Source organism: Pseudomonas sp. (assembly GCF_033723075.1).
GTDB lineage: Bacteria > Pseudomonadota > Gammaproteobacteria > Pseudomonadales > Pseudomonadaceae > Aquipseudomonas.
The window spans coordinates 357,058-373,253 of the sequence record NZ_JAWVXU010000002.1 but is presented as its reverse complement, the minus strand read 5'-3'; the positions used below and the strand labels follow the sequence as shown (position 1 = coordinate 373,253).

The window sequence follows — 16,196 nt, the reverse complement described above, 5'->3', positions numbered from 1 at the left end:
AGGGGCTTTAGCCGCGAAAATTTTGCGGGTGTCTCGGGATGGATGGCCCAACCGCACCCTCACCCCAGCCCTCTCCCTGGAAGGGAGAGGGGGCGGATCGATGCTGTGTCGAGTATTCGTCGGTCATCCACGATCCATGTGGGAGCGGTCTTGACCGCGAAGGATCAAAGGGCACCGGGTACTGGCGCCGCACTGCGCAAGAGCGGGTGCCACCGCCAAAATCCCCTCGCACGCTGGGGAGAGGGGGCGGGTCGATGGTGTGTCGAGTATTCGTCGGTCTTCCGCGATCCCTGTGGGAGCGGTCTTGACCGCGAAGGATCAAAGGGCACCGGGTACTCGAGCCGCACTGCGCAAGAGCGGGCGCCACCGCAAAAATCCCCTCGCCCACCGGGGAGAGGGTTAGGGTGAGGGGCTGGATTTTGCGGTAAACGAATATCGATCGGCATCCCACGGTCCCCCAGGCTCCTCCAGGGAACCCTGTACGCGGTTACCGTTCATGACAACCAGAGGACCACAACAATGCTGCCATTCAGCTTCGCCACCACCGCGCAGATCATCTGCGAAGCCGGTGCCGCTCACCGGTTGGCCGCGCTGTGCGTCGAGCGCGGCGCCAAGGCGGTATTGATCGTCACCGATCCCGGTATCACCAAACTCGGTCTGCTCGCCGAGGTGTTGCCCGGCTTCCTGCTGGAAGGGCTGACCGCCCAGGTGTTCGATCAGGTGGTGGCCGACCCGCCGGAAGCCATAGTGCAGAGCGCGGTGGCGCAGGCCAGAGAGCTCAAGGCCGAACTGATCATCGGCTTCGGCGGTGGCAGTTCGATGGACGTGGCCAAGCTGGTCGCGCTGCTCGCCCATCCAGACTGCAGCCAGCAACTGGCCGACATCTACGGCGTCGGCAATGCCAGGGGGCGGCGCCTGCCGTTGATCCAGGTACCGACCACCGCCGGCACCGGCTCGGAAGTGACCCCGGTGGCGATCGTCACCACCGGCGCCACGACCAAGCAGGGCGTGGTCTCGCCGCTGTTGCTGCCGGACCTGGCGCTGCTGGATGCCGACCTGACCCTCGGCCTGCCGTCGGCGGTGACCGCCGCCACCGGCATCGACGCCATGGTGCATGCCATCGAGGCCTACACCAGCGCGCTGAAGAAGAACCCGCTGTCCGACCTGCTGGCGCGCGAGGCGCTGCGCCTGCTCGCCGCCAATCTGGACGAGGTGGTGCACAACGGCAGCAACCGCGAGGCGCGCCAGGCCATGTTGCTCGGCGCCTGTCTGGCCGGCCAGGCGTTCGCCAATGCGCCGGTGGCGGCAGTGCATGCGCTGGCCTATCCGCTCGGTGGGCACTTCCACATTCCCCACGGGCTGAGCAACGCCCTGGTGCTGCCGCACGTGCTGGGCTTCAATGCGGCAGTGGCCGCGCCGCTGTATGCCGAACTGGCGCCGCTGGTGCTGGGCGCCAAGCTGCGCCCCGGCAGCGCCATGCAGCAGGCCGAGCAATTCATCCTCGCACTGGCCGATTGCTGCGAACGCAGCGGCCTGCCCACACGTTTGCGTGACGCCGGCGTGCCGCAGGAGATGCTCGCGCAACTGGCGGGCGAGGCCATGCTGCAACAACGCCTGCTGGTGAATAACCCGCGCGAGATGACCGAGGCGCATGCCCTGGCCATCTACCAGTCGGCCTATTGAACTGAGCGCCGTTGGTGCGCGCGGCGCACCCTACCCCAAGGACACTCAATGAACCCACCCCAGCACCTGCGCCGCGACTACCTGCACTTCCAGCCGATCACCACGCGCTGGCACGACAACGATATCTATGGCCATGTGAATAACGTCACCTACTACAGCTACTTCGACAGTGCGGTGAACGCCTACCTGATCGAGGTCGGCGGCCTGGATATCCACAACGGCGAGGTGGTCGGTTTCGTCGTCAGTTCCAGCTGCGACTACTTCGCCTCCATCGCCTTCCCCGAGCGCATCGAGATCGGCCTGCGGGTGGCCAAGCTGGGCAACAGCTCGGTGCAGTACGAGCTGGCGGTGTTCAAGCAAGGCGAAGAACAGGCCTGCGCGGCCGGGCGCTTCGTGCATGTGTTCGTCGACCGGGCGAGCAACCGGCCGCTGCCGATTCCCGAGCGCTTGCGCACGGCATTGGCGGTGTTGCAGATCCCGTAGGGTGCGCTGTGCGCACCAGGCCGGCAGAGGCATGGTGAATTTACCAAGGGCGCACTAGGCTGTCGGCAGTCACCATGCGAAAGAGTGCCCATGCCCGATCAAACCCGTGAGCAGGCGCAGCAGCGCGCCGAGCGGATTCATGCCTTTCAGCAAGAACTGGCGCAGCTGCAGGCCGAGCGGGTGGTCAGCCTGGAGCCGGCCCAGCGGCTGGCGATCAGCCTCTATCATCAGCGCCTGCTCGGCCATTTCGCCAGCACCCTGGATATCGATGCCGACCAGCGCTCGCGACAATTGTCGCTGGGCATGCGCATCGCCTCGCTGTTCGGTTCCCTGGCCCTGGCGGCCGGGCTGTTCTTCCTCTTCTATCAGTTCTGGGGGCTGTTCAACGAGGCGGCGCAGGTGGCGATCCTGCTCGGCAGCGCGCTCGGCAGTCTGCTGCTGACCTTCTGGATTCAGGCACGCGACCGTTCCGGTTACTACGCCAAGCTGGCGGCGCTGCTGAGCTTCGTCTGCTTCGTGCTCAATCTGAGCATGCTCGGCCAGATCTTCAATATCACCCCCTCGGACAAGGCCCTGCTGCCCTGGGGCGCGCTGGCCTTGCTGCTCGCCTACCAGTGCCGGCAGCGCCTGCTGCTGGCCGCCGGCATCCTCTGTCTGGGGCTGTTCGTCGCAATTCGCTGCAACGCCTGGGGCGGTTTCTACTGGTTTTCGGTGGGCCAGCGGCCGGAGAACTTCCTGCCGGTGGCGCTGCTGCTGTTGGCCGTGCCGCAGCTATTCGAGCAGTTGCGCTACAGCGGCTTCGCCAGCCTCTATCGCGGCATGGCGCTGCTGTTTCTGTTCGTCCCGCTGCTGCTGTTGTCCTACTGGGGCGCCGGCAGCTACCTGCCCTGGTCGAGCGGGACGATAGAGGCGCTGTACCAGCTGCTCAGCTTCCCCCTCGCCGGCCTGGTGATCTGGCAAGGGATTCGCCGCGGCTGGGCGGAGCTGGTCAATATCGGCCTGCTGTTCGCGGTGATCTTCCTCTACGCCAAGCTGTTCGACTGGTGGTGGCAGCTGCTGCCCAAGTACCTGTTCTTCCTGCTGCTGGGCCTGCTCTCGCTGTTGCTCCTGGCTCTGCTGCAACGCTGGCGCAGAAGCGCCCAGGACGGTGTGCAATGAACCTGTGGAGTACGCGCCGGCGGCTGTGGCTGGGCCTCGGCCTGATCCTGCTGAGCAATGCCGTGGCCCTGGCCGGGGTCTACTACAACCGCAGCGGCGAGCCGGAGAGCCGCATGACCCTGAGCGAGCGCGAACTGCAGCTGCCCTACGGCGACTGGTTCCAGCGCGAGGATGACAGCGGCCTGCGTGTGCAGCTGCTGTGGCGCCGCGCGGACGAGCACGGCCGGGTCGACTGGTTGAGCGCAGACAAGCTGCAGGCCCTGGGTTTCCAGGTGCCCGACTTCACCCGGGACGACTGGCAGCCGCGCCTCAACCGGCAATTGGCCCGTCCGGTCGTGCTGGTGCTGGAACTCGACGGCCCGGTGTACCAGCGCCAGCTGCAGAACGCGCGTCAGGCGCTGGCCGAGGCCGAGGCGCGCGTGCAGAGCCGGCCGGATGATCAGGAGCTGCAACGCCAGCGCGACAGCCATCGGCAGCAACTGACCCAGGAACAGCAGCGCGACAGTCGTCTATTCCTGGTCGATGCCGGGCTCGACGCCCAGGCGCTGCGCCAGGCCTACCCGGACCGTCAGCGCTACCTGTTGCTGGGCGGACGCCTGAAGCCCCATGCCGGCAGCGGCAAGCCGGGTGCGGGCGGGTTTGCCGCGGCCATCTATCCCGACCATACGCGGATCACGGTGCCGTATGCCCTGCGCGAGGTGTTCGCCGACTGGCAGCAGGGTGGCGCCTATCGTGAGGAGCGGCCGCAAGTGCGGGTCCAGCTGGCATTCGGTCGTCGCCTGGAGCCGTGGATGCTCGACGCCAGTCGTCAGTAGGTTATGCCTGAGCCTTACCAATCGACCAGCGCCGCGCGGCGGCCGCGCTTGAGGTCGACGCTGGCGAGGATCAGCAGGCCGAGGACGAAGTAACCGCCGATGATCAGCATCGCCAGGCGGTGGTCGCCATCGGTCAGCCAGTTGGTCAGGCCGTAGGTCATCGGCCCGAGGATCGACGACAGCTTCACCGCCTGGCCCCACAGCCCGTAGAACTCTGCGCGCCGCGACGGTGGCGCCAGCAGGCCGACGATGGCGCGTCCGGCCGACTGGCTGGCGCCCATGCACAAGCCGGCGATATTCGCCGCCAGCCAGAACAGCGGCGGCCCCTCGGCGGCCCAGGCCAGACCGATCATCAGCAGCCAGCCGAACAGGGTCAGGGTCAGGGTGGCGAGATGGCCGAGGCGGTCCTGCACATAGCCAAACAGCACAGCGCCGATCGAGGCGGTGATATTCACCAGCAGGATCAGCTTGAGGGTGTCCTGGGTGGTGAAGCCCATGGCTTGGGTGGCATAGATGGCGGCCAGGGTGACCACCGCGGCGATCCCGGCCTGGTAGCTGAGGGTGCAGGCGAGGAAGCGCAGCAGGTCGCGATAGCGCCGGGCCTCGCGGACCGTCTGGGCGAAGCGGGCGAACGCCACCCGCGCGCTGTGGCGGGCGCCCGGCTGCAGCTGCGGCTGGCTGCGCTCGCGCAGGAACAGGAAGGTCGGCAGGCTGGTCAGGGCGAACAGGGTGGCGGTGAGCAGCATGCACACCGGCACGAACTGCGCCGCTGTGTGGCCCTGGGCCTGGGCCCAGCTGACATAGGCCAGGCTGGCGCCGAGGCTGAGCAGACCGCCGAGATAACCGAAGCCCCAGCCCCAGCCGGAGACCCGGCCGATGGAATCCTCGCGGGCGATTTCCGGGAGGAAGGCGGCGATCAGGTTCTCGCCGCTGCCGAAGCAGAAGTTCGACAGCACGACGAAGACGATGGCGATCACCAGCGCGCCTGGCCCGGCCAGCGCCAGGCCGGCGGTGAACAGCACGCAGCCGAGGGTGCTGAACAGCAGCAGGCGCTTCTTGCAGGCATAGGCGTCGGCGTAGGCGCCGAGCAGCGGCGCGCTGAGGATGATCAGGGCATAGGACAGGGCGATGGCGCTGGTCCAGGCCAGGGTGCCCCAGGTCGCGCCTTCGGCCACCACGGCAACGAAGTAGGCGCTGAACACCGCGGTGATCACCACCGTGGTGTAGCCGGAGTTGGCGAAGTCGTACATCGCCCAGGCCCAGGCTTCGCGGTGTGTCACTCCTGGGGCAAGGCTGGGGGGCATGGCGGGCACTCCGGGTTGGCGCTGGACAATTGTGGATCAAGAGATCCTAGCAGCCCGCTCGGCGAGAGACGACCGCGCTATAACCGCGGGTCTGTTATGGGCCAGAGGTTATTATCGCCAGCGCCGGCAAAGGCTTATTGTTTTGGGCGAAGGTGGTCGTCAAGACTGCCCGCCCGGTGAGGGGTTGCCGATGAGTCGTTTGCCTCATGCTACAAGCGCCCATCCCGATTCAGCGGCTGCGGCGCAACGACTGTTACGGATCGTTCGACAGACGATTGTCGAGCTGCGCCCCGATGCGGCGCAGGATTTGCCCGCCAGCCTGCACAGCGTATTCGACAGCGATCTGGGGCTCGACAGCCTGGCCCGGGTCGAGCTGTGGTCGCGTGTCGAGCGCGAGTTCGGCGTGCGCCTGCCGGAGACGCTGTTCGCCTCGGCGGAGACCCCGGGCGACTTGCTCGAGGCGCTGCTGGCCTGCGCACCGACGGTCGCGGCTGAGCCGCGCGGCAGCGTCGAGCGCTTGCCCGTCGGCCCTCAGGAGCGGCTCGCGCCGGACGCCGCGCAGACCCTGATCGAGGTGCTCGACTGGCATGTGCAGCACCACCCGCAGCGCATTCATGTGCGCCTGCTGGGCGATAGCGATGTGCCCGAAGACATCAGCTACCTGGCCTTGCAGCAGGGTGCCCGGGCGGTTGCCTGCGGCTTGCAGCAGCGCGGCCTGCAGGCCGGACAGCGGGTGGCGCTGATGCTGCCGACCGGCCGTGATTTCCTCTTCGGCTTCTTCGGCATCCTCCTCGCGGGCGGCGTGCCGGTGCCCATCTATCCGCCCATGCGCCTGTCGCAGATCGAGGAGCACCTGCATCGCCAGGCCGGCATTCTGGCTAACGCCGAGGCGACCATGCTGATCACCGTGAGCGAAGCCAGGCTGCTCGCCCGCCTGCTCAAACCGCAAGTCGTGAGCCTGCGCGGGATCGCCACGGTGGCCGAGTTATCCGCCGAGCCCGGCACCTTCCTGGCGACCAGGCGCCAGGCCCGGGATCTGGCGTTTCTGCAGTACACCTCGGGCAGTACCGGCCAGCCCAAGGGCGTGATGGTCAGCCATGCCAACCTGCTGGCCAACCTGCGGGCGATGGGTTCGGCGTTTCGCGTCAGCGCCGACGATGTGTTCGTCAGCTGGCTGCCGATGTACCACGACATGGGTCTGATCGGCGCCTGGTTCGGCAGCCTGTATTACGGTTTCGTCCTGGTGCTGATGTCGCCGCTGGCATTCCTCGCTCGCCCCGTGCGCTGGCTGGAGACCATCCACCGCTATCGCGGCACGCTGTCGGCGGCACCGAATTTCGCCTACGAGCTGTGCCTGGGCAAGCTCACCGACAGCGAGATCCAGGGCCTCGACCTGAGCAGCTGGCGCCTGGCCTGCAACGGCGCCGAACCGGTCAGCCCCGACACCCTGCAACGCTTCGCCGAGCGCTTCGCCCGCTGTGGGCTGCAGCCGGCTGCGTTGGCCCCGGTCTATGGCCTGGCCGAGGCGACCCTGGGCGTAGCCTTCCCGCCGATGGACCGCGGGCTGCTGATTGACTGGGTCCGGCGCGAGCCTTTCCAGGCCCGGGGCAAGGCGGTGCGCGCCGAGCCGGGAAGTGCCGATGCGCTGCGTTTCGTCAGCTGCGGGCGACCGCTGCCGGGGCATCAGGTGCGGATCGTCGATGATCAGGACATCGAGCTGCCCGAACGCTGCGAGGGCCATCTGCAATTCAAGGGGCCGTCGACCACCAGCGGCTATTTCCATAACCCGCAGGAGAGCCAGCGGGTGCGCCATGGCGAATGGGTCGACTCGCTGGATCTGGCCTATATGGCAGCAGGCGAGATCTATCTGAGCGGGCGGGCCAAGGACCTGATCATTCGCGGTGGACGCAACATCTATCCCTACGACGTCGAGACCGCGGTCGGCAGCCTGCCGGGCCTGCGCAAGGGCTGCGTCGCGGTGTTCGGCAGTGGCGACCCGGCCAGTGCCAGCGAGCGCCTGGTGGTGCTGGCCGAGACCAACGAGAAGGACGCCCGCGTGCGGCAGCGCCTGCAGCAGCAGATCAGGCGGATCGCCGTCGAGCTGACCGGGGTGCCGCCGGACGATATCGTCCTGGCACCGCCGCACAGCGTGCTGAAAACCTCCAGCGGCAAGATCCGCCGCGCCGCCAGTCGCGAGCTGTACGAGCGCGGCGAGGTGGGTCAGCCGGGGCGCCCGGTGTGGCGGCAACTGCTACGCCTGTCGCTGTCGGCGTTGCGCGCGCAGCTCGCGCGCGCGGGCCGGCGCATGCTGACTGCACTCTATGCCGCCTATTTCTGGATCTTGCTCGGGCTGCTCGGCAGCCTGACCTGGACGGCCGTGGCACTGCTGCCGCGGCTGACCTGGCGTCGCCGTTTGACCGGGGCCGCGGCGCGCCTGTTCCTGCATCTGGCGGGCATCCCCGTGCATATCGAGCGCCTGGACAGGCTGCGCCGCCAGGAGGTGCGGGTGCTGGTCGCCAACCATGCCAGCTACCTCGACGGGTTGCTGCTCTGCGCGGCGCTACCGCCCGAGTTCAGCTTCGTCGCCAAACGTGAGCTGGCCGGGCAGCGTATCGCCGGGCCCTTCCTGCGCAAGCTCGGCACCTGCTTCGTCGAACGTTTCGACCTGCAGCGCAGTGCCGACGACGCCGAACGCCTGGCGCAGACGTTGCGGGCCGGGCAGTCGCTGGTGTTCTTCCCCGAAGGCACGCTGACCCGCGAGCCGGGGCTGCTGCCATTTCGTATGGGTGCCTTCGTCCTCGCCGCGCGCGCCGACGTGCCGCTGGTGCCGGTGGCCATCGGTGGTTCGCGCATGATCCTGCGTGGCGGCCAGTGGTTCCCCCACCGTGGCGAAATCCACCTGCACATCTGCGCCCAACTACTGACGCAGGGCCCCGACTGGCTGGATGCGATCAGGTTGCGCGACAGCGCGCGGGCCGAGTTGCTGCAGCATCTGGATGAGCCGGACCGGCTGCTGCTGGCGGGCTGAAGGCATGCGCCGCTGACTTGCGCGGCCGTGGAGCAATAGGCGCGAAGCGTTCGAACCGTAGGGTGCGCTGTGCGCACCAGATTGCCGAAGGCGGTGAGACCTTGGTGCGCACGACGCACTGGGGGTTACTCAGCGACCTTGTCCAGGCTACAAAAAAGCCGCTCACCTGGCTGGGTGAGCGGCTGCTGTCGTGGTCGATGGCACTGGGCGGCAGGTGCGCATGGCGCACCTGGGATTATTCAATTGTGGCGATGCTTTTTGTGCTTCTTGTGTTTTTTGCCATGGTCATGACGGCGACCGTCATCACGCTCGCCACCGGAGTATTCGTTGGCCAGCGCGCCGCCGGCTGCACCACCCAGACCCGCGCCTATGGTCGAGCCGGTGCTGCCGCCGACTTGGTCGCCGAGCACCGAACCGCCTGCGGCGCCCAAACCACCACCGAGGGCGGCGTTGGTCTTGTTGCCGTCGCGGGCGGTAACCACCCCGCCGGCCGCGCCACCGACCCCGGCACCAATCGCTGCGCCGGTGCTGCCGCCGACCTGCTGGCCGATGATATTGCCCAGGGCGCCACCGACGCCGCTGCCGATGGCGACTTTGCCGGTGTCGCCGGCCAGGGCACAAGGCGCGGCGATAAGGCTGCCGAGCGCGAAGGCTACAAGAATATTGCGCATGGTTTGAGTCCTGCTGAATAAGGGGGCGAGCGTACTGCCGTCACGATTAGCAGGTGGCTTTTCAATGGCCTGTATTAGTGGCTTTTTGCTACATCGCACAGATGTAGAGGTGCATGGCGGGCTTTGGTTCCCCGGCGCGGGAGCGGTAGCGTCTGCATCATTGATAAAGCACGCACCGCGCTAGGGTTCCGGATTGCGCTGGGGCTTATTCGGGCTACGAAGGAGGGGGCTGGCGGCGATCCGCTTCAGCTCGCCACGAACCATCTTCGTGAACTAAAGCGAATAGCGCTTCCGGCTCGCCCGGCTAGTCGCGCCAGCCGCGACGGTGGTGCTTATGCTTGTGGCGCTTGCCATGGTGGTGACGATGGCCGTGGCGGCGATCGTCACGGTAATGACGGCGGTCGCCGCGGTCGTAGCGGTCGTCATCCCGGCTGGCATCGCCGTAGTTGTTGCCGATGGCGCCGCCGGCTCCGCCGCCGAGCGCTGCGCCGATCAGGCCGCCGGTGGTGCCGCCCATCTGCTGGCCGAGGACGTTGCCGCCAGCTGCACCCAGGCCGCCACCGATAGCCGCTTCGGTCTTGTTGCCGCGGCGCGCGGCGACCGAGCCGCCCGCGGCACCGCCGACACCGGCACCGATGGCCGCGCCGGTGCTGCCGCCGACGTGCTGGCCGACCACCGAACCCAATACCCCGCCCAAGGCGCCGCCGACACCGGCCTGGATGTTATCGCCTGCCATTGCCTGTCCTGCGGCGAAGCCGAGGCTCAGTAGAAGCATCGAAATGTACTTCATGGAGAAGTTCTCTCAGTGGTTAAGTCGGTGGCGATGCTGGGGTTGGCGACCAGACCTGGCAAGCTTCTGCCGACGAGCGGTGCGTTTAGGTAAAGGTTGTGTAAGTAGCTGTTTTGAATGGAGAACTTTTACGGCTTAAGGCGGTCATAGATCCTTGTTTCAAGCAACTCTGGGCGTTTTTCAGGCATTTTCGAGAGGGTCTTCGGAGGTTTGTGCGGGCGCGCTGGCGAAGCAGGCTTCGCCTTGCATCGCAAGTCGGTAGGAGGGAGCGCCCCGTCTTTAGCGCCATGTTGTCGCGCAGCAAACTGAGGTGCTTTGGGGGGGGCGATGGGGCGGGCCGCCACCGGGTGGTCAGGCTGACCCGCCGTCCTGGCAACACTCGGCCATCACGAAGTTCAGGGCCTGCTGCAAGCGGGCGAAGTCGACCCGGTTGAATACTTCGCGGCCATCGCGCTGCTGCGTGAGCACGCCGGCCTGCACCATGCTGTTGAGGTGATGGGCCAGGGTCGAGCGGGGAATGCCGATGCGCTCCTGCAATTGGCCGAAGTTGAGCCCGTCCGGGCCGCTGCGCACCAGCGTGCGGAAGACCTGCAGGCGCAGCGGATTGCCCAGCGCCTCGAGGCAAGATGCGACTTCATTGAGTTCCATGGCGCGGAGAATAGACACGCGGCGAGCGGCATGCAACCATATAACTAGATTACTAGTTATATGGTTGTTTAGTGAAAGCGACGGCGCCTGCCGTCCGGGAGCCTGTCGTGAACAAGTCAGCTTTGCGCTTCGTCGCCGGTAACGGCCTGCTCGATCGCCGCGCCTTTCTCAAGAGCGGTTACGGCCTCAGCCTTGCCGCCGCCATCGGCCTGTCGCCGGCCGGGCGGGTGCTGGCGCAAGGCGAGCCGCCCATGCCGGCCTGGATGACCAGCCTGGGCGGCGCCAACGTCGACTACGGCAGCCCCTCGGGGCATGAGCGCCAGGTGTTGCGCCAGCTGCAACCAAGCACCGCGCAGACCGCCGGCTTCAGCATCTGGCATTCGCCGTTGCAGCATCAGCGCGGCAGCATCACCCCCAGCGGCTTGCACTTCGCGGTGCACCACAACGGCATTCCGGCCATCGACCCCGAGCGTCATCAATTGCTGATTCATGGTCTGGTCGAGCGACCGCTGAAGTTCGACCTGGAGCGACTGATGCGCTACCCCATGGTGTCGCGCATCCAGTTTCTCGAATGCGCGGGCAACACCGCGGCCAACGCCATCTCGCCGACCGCGCGCGATGCCGATTGCCAGGAATTGTTCGGCCAGGTGTCGGGTGCGGAATGGACCGGCGTGCCGCTGTCCTATCTGCTGCGCGAGGCGGGGATCAAGACAGAGGCGCGCTGGGTGATCTGCGAGGGCGCCGATGGCGGTTCGCACAGTCGCAGCCTGCCGCTGGCCAAGCTGATGGATGACGCGATCATCGCCTTCTACCAGAACGGCGAGCGCCTGCGGCCTTCCCAGGGTTATCCGCTGCGCCTGTTCGTGCCGGGCTGGGAAGGCAATGTCAGCGTCAAGTGGCTGCACCGCCTGGAAGTCAGCGACAGCCCGGTCTTCAGCAAGGACGAGTCGGGCCTCTATACGCGCATTCTCAGCGACGGCGAGATTCTCGCGTTCGGCTTTCCCATGGAGGTCAAATCGGTGATCACCCATCCCAGCGGGCAGCAGCAGTTGCCCGAGCTCAAGGGCTTCTACGAGGTCTCCGGGCTGGCCTGGTCCGGCTTGGGGCGCATCGCCAAGGTCGAGGTTTCCGCCGACAACGGCCGCACCTGGGCGATGGCGCAGTTGCAGGCGCCGGTGCCGGACAAGGCGCTGACCCGTTTCAGCATCCCCTGGCAGTGGACGGGCGCGGCCACCACCCTGCTCAGTCGCGCCAGCGACGAGCTGGGTAACACCCAGCCGAGCCGCAGCGAATGGCGCAGCCGTTATGCGGCCCACTCGTTCAACCACTACAACGCCGTCCAGGCCTGGCGCGTGCGCAGCAGCGGCGAGGTGGAGAATGTCTATGCGTAGCCTCTGGCTGCTGCTGGCGCTGGCAACCGGCGCCGCGGCGCAGCCGCTGATCGACTTCGGCCTGCCGCTGTCGGCGCAGACCATCCAGCGCTATGCCATCAGCGTCTACCCCGATGGGCGCAACCTGCCCCCCGGCCAGGGCAGCGTGCACGCCGGAGGCGAACTCTATGCCAGCCGCTGCGCCAGCTGCCATGGCGCCAGGGGCAAGGAAGGCCCGGCCGCGCGCCTGGTCGGTAGCGACGGCTTTTTCAGCTTCGACGACCCGCTGCGCATCCTGCGCATCAGCGAGCATCCGCTGCTGCTGTTGTCGGTCGGCGGTCAATGGCCGTACGCCACCAGCATCTTCGACTACACCCGGCGGGCCATGCCGCACCATGCGCCGAAGAGCCTGCGCGACGATCAGGTGTATGCCCTTACCGCCTATATCCTGCACCTCAATGACCTGTTGGACGCGAGCGCCGTGCTCGACCAGCACAGCCTGCCCAAGGTCGAGATGCCCGGGCGCAAACGCCTGCGCTGGGCGCAAGACGCGCCGCAGTCCGCAGCGCCCTGAGAGAGGCCGCCCCGTCTTCGACGGCGCGCTGTCGCGCAGCAAACGGGGTGCTCGGGGCCCCTGTCGTAGGAGCGGCCGGGCGGTGTTCCGTTCGTAGGGCGGCTTCGGAGCGCAGCGACAACCCGCCAGCTTTTGTGCCGCGCCGGAGAACCCATGGTGCACTGCCTGCGGCGAGTGACACCCTACAGATTGTGGATTACCCCAGATCGGACGGTCCGGGCGGCGTTCCTGCAGAGAACGTCATAACCCATAAAATCAATGACATGCGGGTTGTTTGATAAGGGTTGGTGAAAAAATTCTTGCCTACTCCAGCAGGCTCTCGCGGCTCCATTGTTCCAGCGCCTGGGTCAGCGGCAGCACCTCGCCGGGGCGGCTCAGGGCGTAGCCGGGCAGCTGGGCGATGCGCGCCTGGAACTCGGGATTCTGCAGTACCTCGAGCAGGGCGCCCATGGCGGGGAGGTTGAGACTGTCCTGGTGGCAGAGCAGGCAGTAGTGCTCGCGAGCCATGGGGATGAAGGCCAGGCCGAACATCCGCGCCGCCGCCTCGACGCCAAAGCCGACATCGGCCATGCCGCTGGCGACGTAGGCGGCCACCGCGGCGTGGGTGTATTCCTCGTTATGGAAGCCGTCGATCCCGGTGCTGTCGATCTGCGCCTGTTGCAGCAGGCTTTCCAGGAGCATGCGCGTGCCCGAGCCCTGTTCGCGGTTGACCAGGCGCAGGCCGCTGCGCTGCAGGTCGGCCAGGCCGGTGATGCCCAATGGGTTGCCGGGGGCGAGGATCAGCCCCTGGGTACGCACGACGAAGGTGATCACCCGGTGCTCGGCGCGCAGCCAGGGCTGGATGCGCGCCATGCTCAGGCTGCCCAGTGGTCCGGACGGCACGTGCAGGCCGGCCAGGTCGCAGTCGCGGCGTTGCAGCGAAAGCATCGCCTCGACGCCGCTGCGAAACTGCAGTTCCCACTGCCAGCGGCCGTCCTGTTCCAGCCATTCGCGCAGCGCCGCCACGGCGAAGCCATGGCTGGCGTGGATGCGCAGGCCGGGGCGGGTGTCCTGCAGCGCGCGGTTGAGTTCGATTTCCAGCTCGCCGGCCAGGTTGTCCAGTTGCGGCGCCAGGCGCGCGCGTATCCGTTGGTCGGCGCGCAGCAGTTTTTCCCCGAGGCTGGTGAGACGTGCACCCTTGCCGCGCTGCAGCTCGATCAGCGGGCTGCCGAAGAAGGCTTCCCACTTGCCCAGCAGGTTCCAGGCATGCCGGTAGGAGTAGCCGCTGCGGGCGGCGGCCTCGGTCAGCTTGCCGGTATCGTGAACGTCTTGCAGCAGGCTCAGGCCCTGGGGATCGAGGCTGCTGCCATCGGGCTGGTGAAAGCGCCAGCGCGGTTGGATCTCGATACGGATCATATGTCCTCTGCTTCATATTTGATCGCGGAAAGGCCCATGCTAACGTGCGGCATCTGGCGGTTTTACGCCTGAGTATAAGAACTTTACTTCATATATGGCGACCCCTCAGCGGAACGCCCGAGATAACTGGAGCAGCAGCCGTGACTGGTCCAGCCTATCTCCCCGACAGCACCGGCTAAGCCCGCCGGCTGGAGCATCGCACATGGCCACTCTTCCCCAGCGCTTCGACCCCGAACAGTATCAGGCCGTCACCCGCGAGGTGTTGGCGGCGCACCGCGACGAACCGGGCGCCCTGCTGCCCATTCTTCACGATATCCAGGATCGTCTCGGCGCAGTGCCGCCCGAGGTGCTGCCGCTGATCGCCGAAGACCTGTGCCTGTCGCGCGCCGAGGTGCACGGGGTGGTCAGTTTCTACCATGATTTTCGCGCCAGCCCGCCGGGGCGGGTGCACCTCAAGCTGTGTCAGGCCGAGGCCTGCCAGTCGATGGGCTCCAAGGCCCTGACCGATGAGCTGCAGGAAAAACTCGGTCTGCAACTGGGCGAGACCCGCGCCGACGGCAGTCTGACCCTGGAGGCGGTGTACTGCCTGGGCAACTGTGCCTGTGCGCCGAACGCCATGCTCAACGGCCAGTTGCACGGCCGGGTCGATGTCGAGGATCTGCTGGACCTGGTGGAAGAACAGGAGGCACGTGCATGAATTCGCCAATCACCGTCTATGTCCCGCGTGACGCCAGCGCCCTGAGCCTGGGCGCCGACCAGGTGGCCCAGGCCATAGTCGCCGAAGCCAAGGCGCGCAACCTCGACGTGAAGCTGGTGCGCAACGGTTCGCGCGGGCTGTTCTGGCTGGAACCGCTGGTCGAAGTCGCCACCCCGGCCGGGCGCGTCGCCTATGGCCCGGTCAAGGCCCGCGACGTCGCCGGCTTGTTCGAGGCCGGTTTCCTCGACGGCGGCGAGCATTCGCTCGGCCTCGGCCTGACCGAAGAGATCGACTACCTCAAGCGCCAGGAACGTCTGACCTTCGCCCGCGCCGGGATCACCGATCCGCTGTCGCTGGCCGACTATATTGCCCACGACGGCTACCGCGGCCTCAAGCGGGCACTGGAAATCGGCTCAGAGGCGATCATCGCCGAGGTGCTCGACTCCGGCCTGCGCGGGCGCGGCGGCGCCGCTTTCCCCACCGGGATCAAGTGGCGCACCGTGGCCGGCTGCCAGGCGGCGCAGAAGTACATCGTCTGCAACGCCGACGAGGGCGACTCGGGCACCTTCTCCGACCGCATGGTGATGGAGGACGACCCCTTCGTGCTGATCGAGGGCATGACCATCGCCGCCCTGGCCGTCGGTGCCACCGAGGGCTATATCTACCTGCGCTCGGAATACCCGCACGCCGAAGCGGCGCTCAAGGCGACCATGGCCACGGCCTATGCCGAGGGCTACCTGGGCGACGACATTCTCGGCAGCGGCCAGCGCTTCCATCTGCACCTGCGCCGCGGCGCCGGCGCCTATGTCTGCGGTGAGGAAACCTCGCTGCTGGAAAGCCTCGAAGGCAAGCGTGGCGAAGTGCGACCGAAACCGCCGCTGCCGGCGATCGAGGGCCTGTTCGGCATGCCGACGGTGATCAACAACGTGATCTCGCTGGCCTCGGTGCCGATCATCCTGGACAAGGGCGGCGCCTACTACCGCGATTTCGGCATGGGCCGCTCGCTCGGCACCCTGCCGATCCAGCTGACCGGCAATATCGCCCGCGGCGGCCTGATCGAGAAGGCCTTCGGCGTCACCCTGCGCGAACTGCTCTATGAATACGGCGGCGGCTCGGCCAGCGGCCGGCCGATCCGCGCGGTGCAGGTCGGTGGCCCGCTCGGTGCCTACCTGCCGGAGTCGCAGTTCGACACGCCGCTGGACTACGAGGCCTTCGCCGCCCTCGGTGCGGTGCTCGGCCACGGCGGCATCGTGGTGTTCGACGATACGGTCGACCTGGCCCATATGGCGCGCTACGCCATGGAGTTCTGCGCGATCGAATCCTGCGGCAAGTGCACGCCCTGCCGGATCGGCTCGACCCGCGGCGAGGAGCTGCTCGAGCAGATCATAGTCGCCCGCTCGGAAGGCCCGCAGCCGGGGCGTATCGAACTGCTCAAGAGTCTGTGCGACACCATGCTCGGCGGCTCGCTCTGCGCCCTCGGCGGCATGACCCCTTATCCGGTGCTGAGCGCCCTCAATCACTTTCCCGAAGACTTCGGCGTGTCGAAAGACACCGCCGCAGCCCGCTGAACCGGAGACATC

The 16,196-nt window shown here is 67.0% G+C and carries 14 protein-coding genes; 9 read left to right on the top strand and 5 right to left on the bottom strand.

Annotation, left to right across the window (positions count from 1 at the left end):
* The first annotated feature begins 519 nt into the window (after positions 1–519).
* The 4 genes from R3355_RS04250 (at position 520) to R3355_RS04235 (ending at position 4,139) form a co-directional block, all read left to right on the top strand.
* Positions 520–1,683 carry an iron-containing alcohol dehydrogenase gene (locus R3355_RS04250; RefSeq protein ID WP_318960189.1) on the top strand — a complete coding sequence of 388 codons (1,164 nt, stop codon included), beginning with the start codon at positions 520–522 and terminating at the stop codon, positions 1,681–1,683.
* Positions 1,684–1,731: 48 nt separating this feature from the next.
* Positions 1,732–2,166: a thioesterase family protein gene (locus tag R3355_RS04245; RefSeq protein ID WP_318960188.1), complete on the top strand. Its 435-nt coding sequence runs from the start codon at positions 1,732–1,734 to the stop codon at positions 2,164–2,166.
* A 90-nt stretch (positions 2,167–2,256) separates the two neighbouring features.
* Entirely contained in the window at positions 2,257–3,324 is a 1,068-nt protein-coding gene (locus R3355_RS04240) for a DUF2157 domain-containing protein (RefSeq protein ID WP_318960187.1), read from the top strand.
* Positions 3,321–4,139 carry a DUF4824 family protein gene (locus R3355_RS04235; protein ID WP_318960186.1) on the top strand — a complete coding sequence of 273 codons (819 nt, stop codon included), beginning with the start codon at positions 3,321–3,323 and terminating at the stop codon, positions 4,137–4,139. The genes R3355_RS04240 and R3355_RS04235 overlap by 4 nt, the downstream gene beginning before the upstream one ends.
* 14 nt (positions 4,140–4,153) lie before the next feature.
* Here the strand turns inward: R3355_RS04235 and R3355_RS04230 are convergent, their stop codons facing one another.
* Positions 4,154–5,443 (bottom strand): MFS transporter, encoded by a 1,290-nt coding sequence (locus R3355_RS04230; protein WP_318960185.1) that lies wholly within the window; start codon positions 5,441–5,443, stop codon positions 4,154–4,156.
* Positions 5,444–5,633: 190 nt separating this feature from the next.
* On the opposite strand from R3355_RS04230, the gene R3355_RS04225 reads away from it, so the two are divergent.
* Positions 5,634–8,471 carry an AMP-binding protein gene (locus R3355_RS04225; protein WP_318960184.1) on the top strand — a complete coding sequence of 946 codons (2,838 nt, stop codon included), beginning with the start codon at positions 5,634–5,636 and terminating at the stop codon, positions 8,469–8,471.
* Positions 8,472–8,710: 239 nt separating this feature from the next.
* Here R3355_RS04225 and R3355_RS04220 read toward each other — a convergent pair whose 3' ends face one another.
* The 3 genes from R3355_RS04220 to R3355_RS04210 form a co-directional block, all read right to left on the bottom strand.
* Entirely contained in the window at positions 8,711–9,142 is a 432-nt protein-coding gene (locus tag R3355_RS04220; protein ID WP_318960183.1) for a glycine zipper domain-containing protein, read from the bottom strand.
* Positions 9,143–9,446: 304 nt separating this feature from the next.
* Positions 9,447–9,932, bottom strand: coding sequence for a hypothetical protein (locus R3355_RS04215; RefSeq protein ID WP_318960182.1), 486 nt, complete (start codon positions 9,930–9,932; stop codon positions 9,447–9,449).
* A 351-nt stretch (positions 9,933–10,283) separates the two neighbouring features.
* Complete coding sequence (locus R3355_RS04210; RefSeq protein ID WP_318945794.1) at positions 10,284–10,598, bottom strand: metalloregulator ArsR/SmtB family transcription factor; 315 nt, start codon at positions 10,596–10,598, stop codon at positions 10,284–10,286.
* 89 nt (positions 10,599–10,687) lie between these two features.
* Between R3355_RS04210 and soxC the strand changes: the two genes are divergently transcribed.
* Both soxC and R3355_RS04200 read left to right on the top strand, forming a co-directional pair.
* Entirely contained in the window at positions 10,688–11,971 is a 1,284-nt protein-coding gene (gene soxC, locus R3355_RS04205; RefSeq protein WP_318960181.1) for a sulfite dehydrogenase, read from the top strand.
* Entirely contained in the window at positions 11,964–12,524 is a 561-nt protein-coding gene (locus tag R3355_RS04200) for a cytochrome c (RefSeq protein WP_318960180.1), read from the top strand. The genes soxC and R3355_RS04200 overlap by 8 nt, the downstream gene beginning before the upstream one ends.
* A 303-nt stretch (positions 12,525–12,827) precedes the next feature.
* Here R3355_RS04200 and R3355_RS04195 read toward each other — a convergent pair whose 3' ends face one another.
* On the bottom strand, positions 12,828–13,919 hold the full coding sequence (locus R3355_RS04195; RefSeq protein WP_318960179.1) for a substrate-binding domain-containing protein: 1,092 nt from the start codon (positions 13,917–13,919) through the stop codon (positions 12,828–12,830).
* Between the two features lie 202 nt (positions 13,920–14,121).
* On the opposite strand from R3355_RS04195, the gene R3355_RS04190 reads away from it, so the two are divergent.
* Together R3355_RS04190 and R3355_RS04185 are read left to right on the top strand one after the other, a co-directional pair.
* Positions 14,122–14,616 (top strand): formate dehydrogenase subunit gamma, encoded by a 495-nt coding sequence (locus R3355_RS04190; RefSeq protein WP_318960178.1) that lies wholly within the window; start codon positions 14,122–14,124, stop codon positions 14,614–14,616.
* Positions 14,613–16,184, top strand: coding sequence for a formate dehydrogenase beta subunit (locus tag R3355_RS04185; protein WP_318960177.1), 1,572 nt, complete (start codon positions 14,613–14,615; stop codon positions 16,182–16,184). Before R3355_RS04190 ends, R3355_RS04185 begins: the two co-directional genes overlap by 4 nt.
* Positions 16,185–16,196 lie beyond the last annotated feature (12 nt).

Bases quoted from the DNA above. Each gene is read 5' to 3' on its own strand.
- R3355_RS04215 (WP_318960182.1), bottom strand. From the start codon at position 9,932: ATGAAGTACATTTCGATGCTTCTACTGAGCCTCGGCTTCGCCGCAGGA.
- R3355_RS04235 (WP_318960186.1), top strand. From the start codon at position 3,321: ATGAACCTGTGGAGTACGCGCCGGCGGCTGTGGCTGGGCCTCGGCCTG.
- R3355_RS04225 (WP_318960184.1), top strand. From the start codon at position 5,634: ATGAGTCGTTTGCCTCATGCTACAAGCGCCCATCCCGATTCAGCGGCT.
- R3355_RS04195 (WP_318960179.1), bottom strand. From the start codon at position 13,919: ATGATCCGTATCGAGATCCAACCGCGCTGGCGCTTTCACCAGCCCGAT.
- R3355_RS04220 (WP_318960183.1), bottom strand. From the start codon at position 9,142: ATGCGCAATATTCTTGTAGCCTTCGCGCTCGGCAGCCTTATCGCCGCG.
- R3355_RS04200 (WP_318960180.1), top strand. From the start codon at position 11,964: ATGCGTAGCCTCTGGCTGCTGCTGGCGCTGGCAACCGGCGCCGCGGCG.
- R3355_RS04230 (WP_318960185.1), bottom strand. From the start codon at position 5,443: ATGCCCCCCAGCCTTGCCCCAGGAGTGACACACCGCGAAGCCTGGGCC.
- R3355_RS04250 (WP_318960189.1), top strand. From the start codon at position 520: ATGCTGCCATTCAGCTTCGCCACCACCGCGCAGATCATCTGCGAAGCC.
- R3355_RS04240 (WP_318960187.1), top strand. From the start codon at position 2,257: ATGCCCGATCAAACCCGTGAGCAGGCGCAGCAGCGCGCCGAGCGGATT.
- R3355_RS04185 (WP_318960177.1), top strand. From the start codon at position 14,613: ATGAATTCGCCAATCACCGTCTATGTCCCGCGTGACGCCAGCGCCCTG.
- R3355_RS04190 (WP_318960178.1), top strand. From the start codon at position 14,122: ATGGCCACTCTTCCCCAGCGCTTCGACCCCGAACAGTATCAGGCCGTC.
- R3355_RS04245 (WP_318960188.1), top strand. From the start codon at position 1,732: ATGAACCCACCCCAGCACCTGCGCCGCGACTACCTGCACTTCCAGCCG.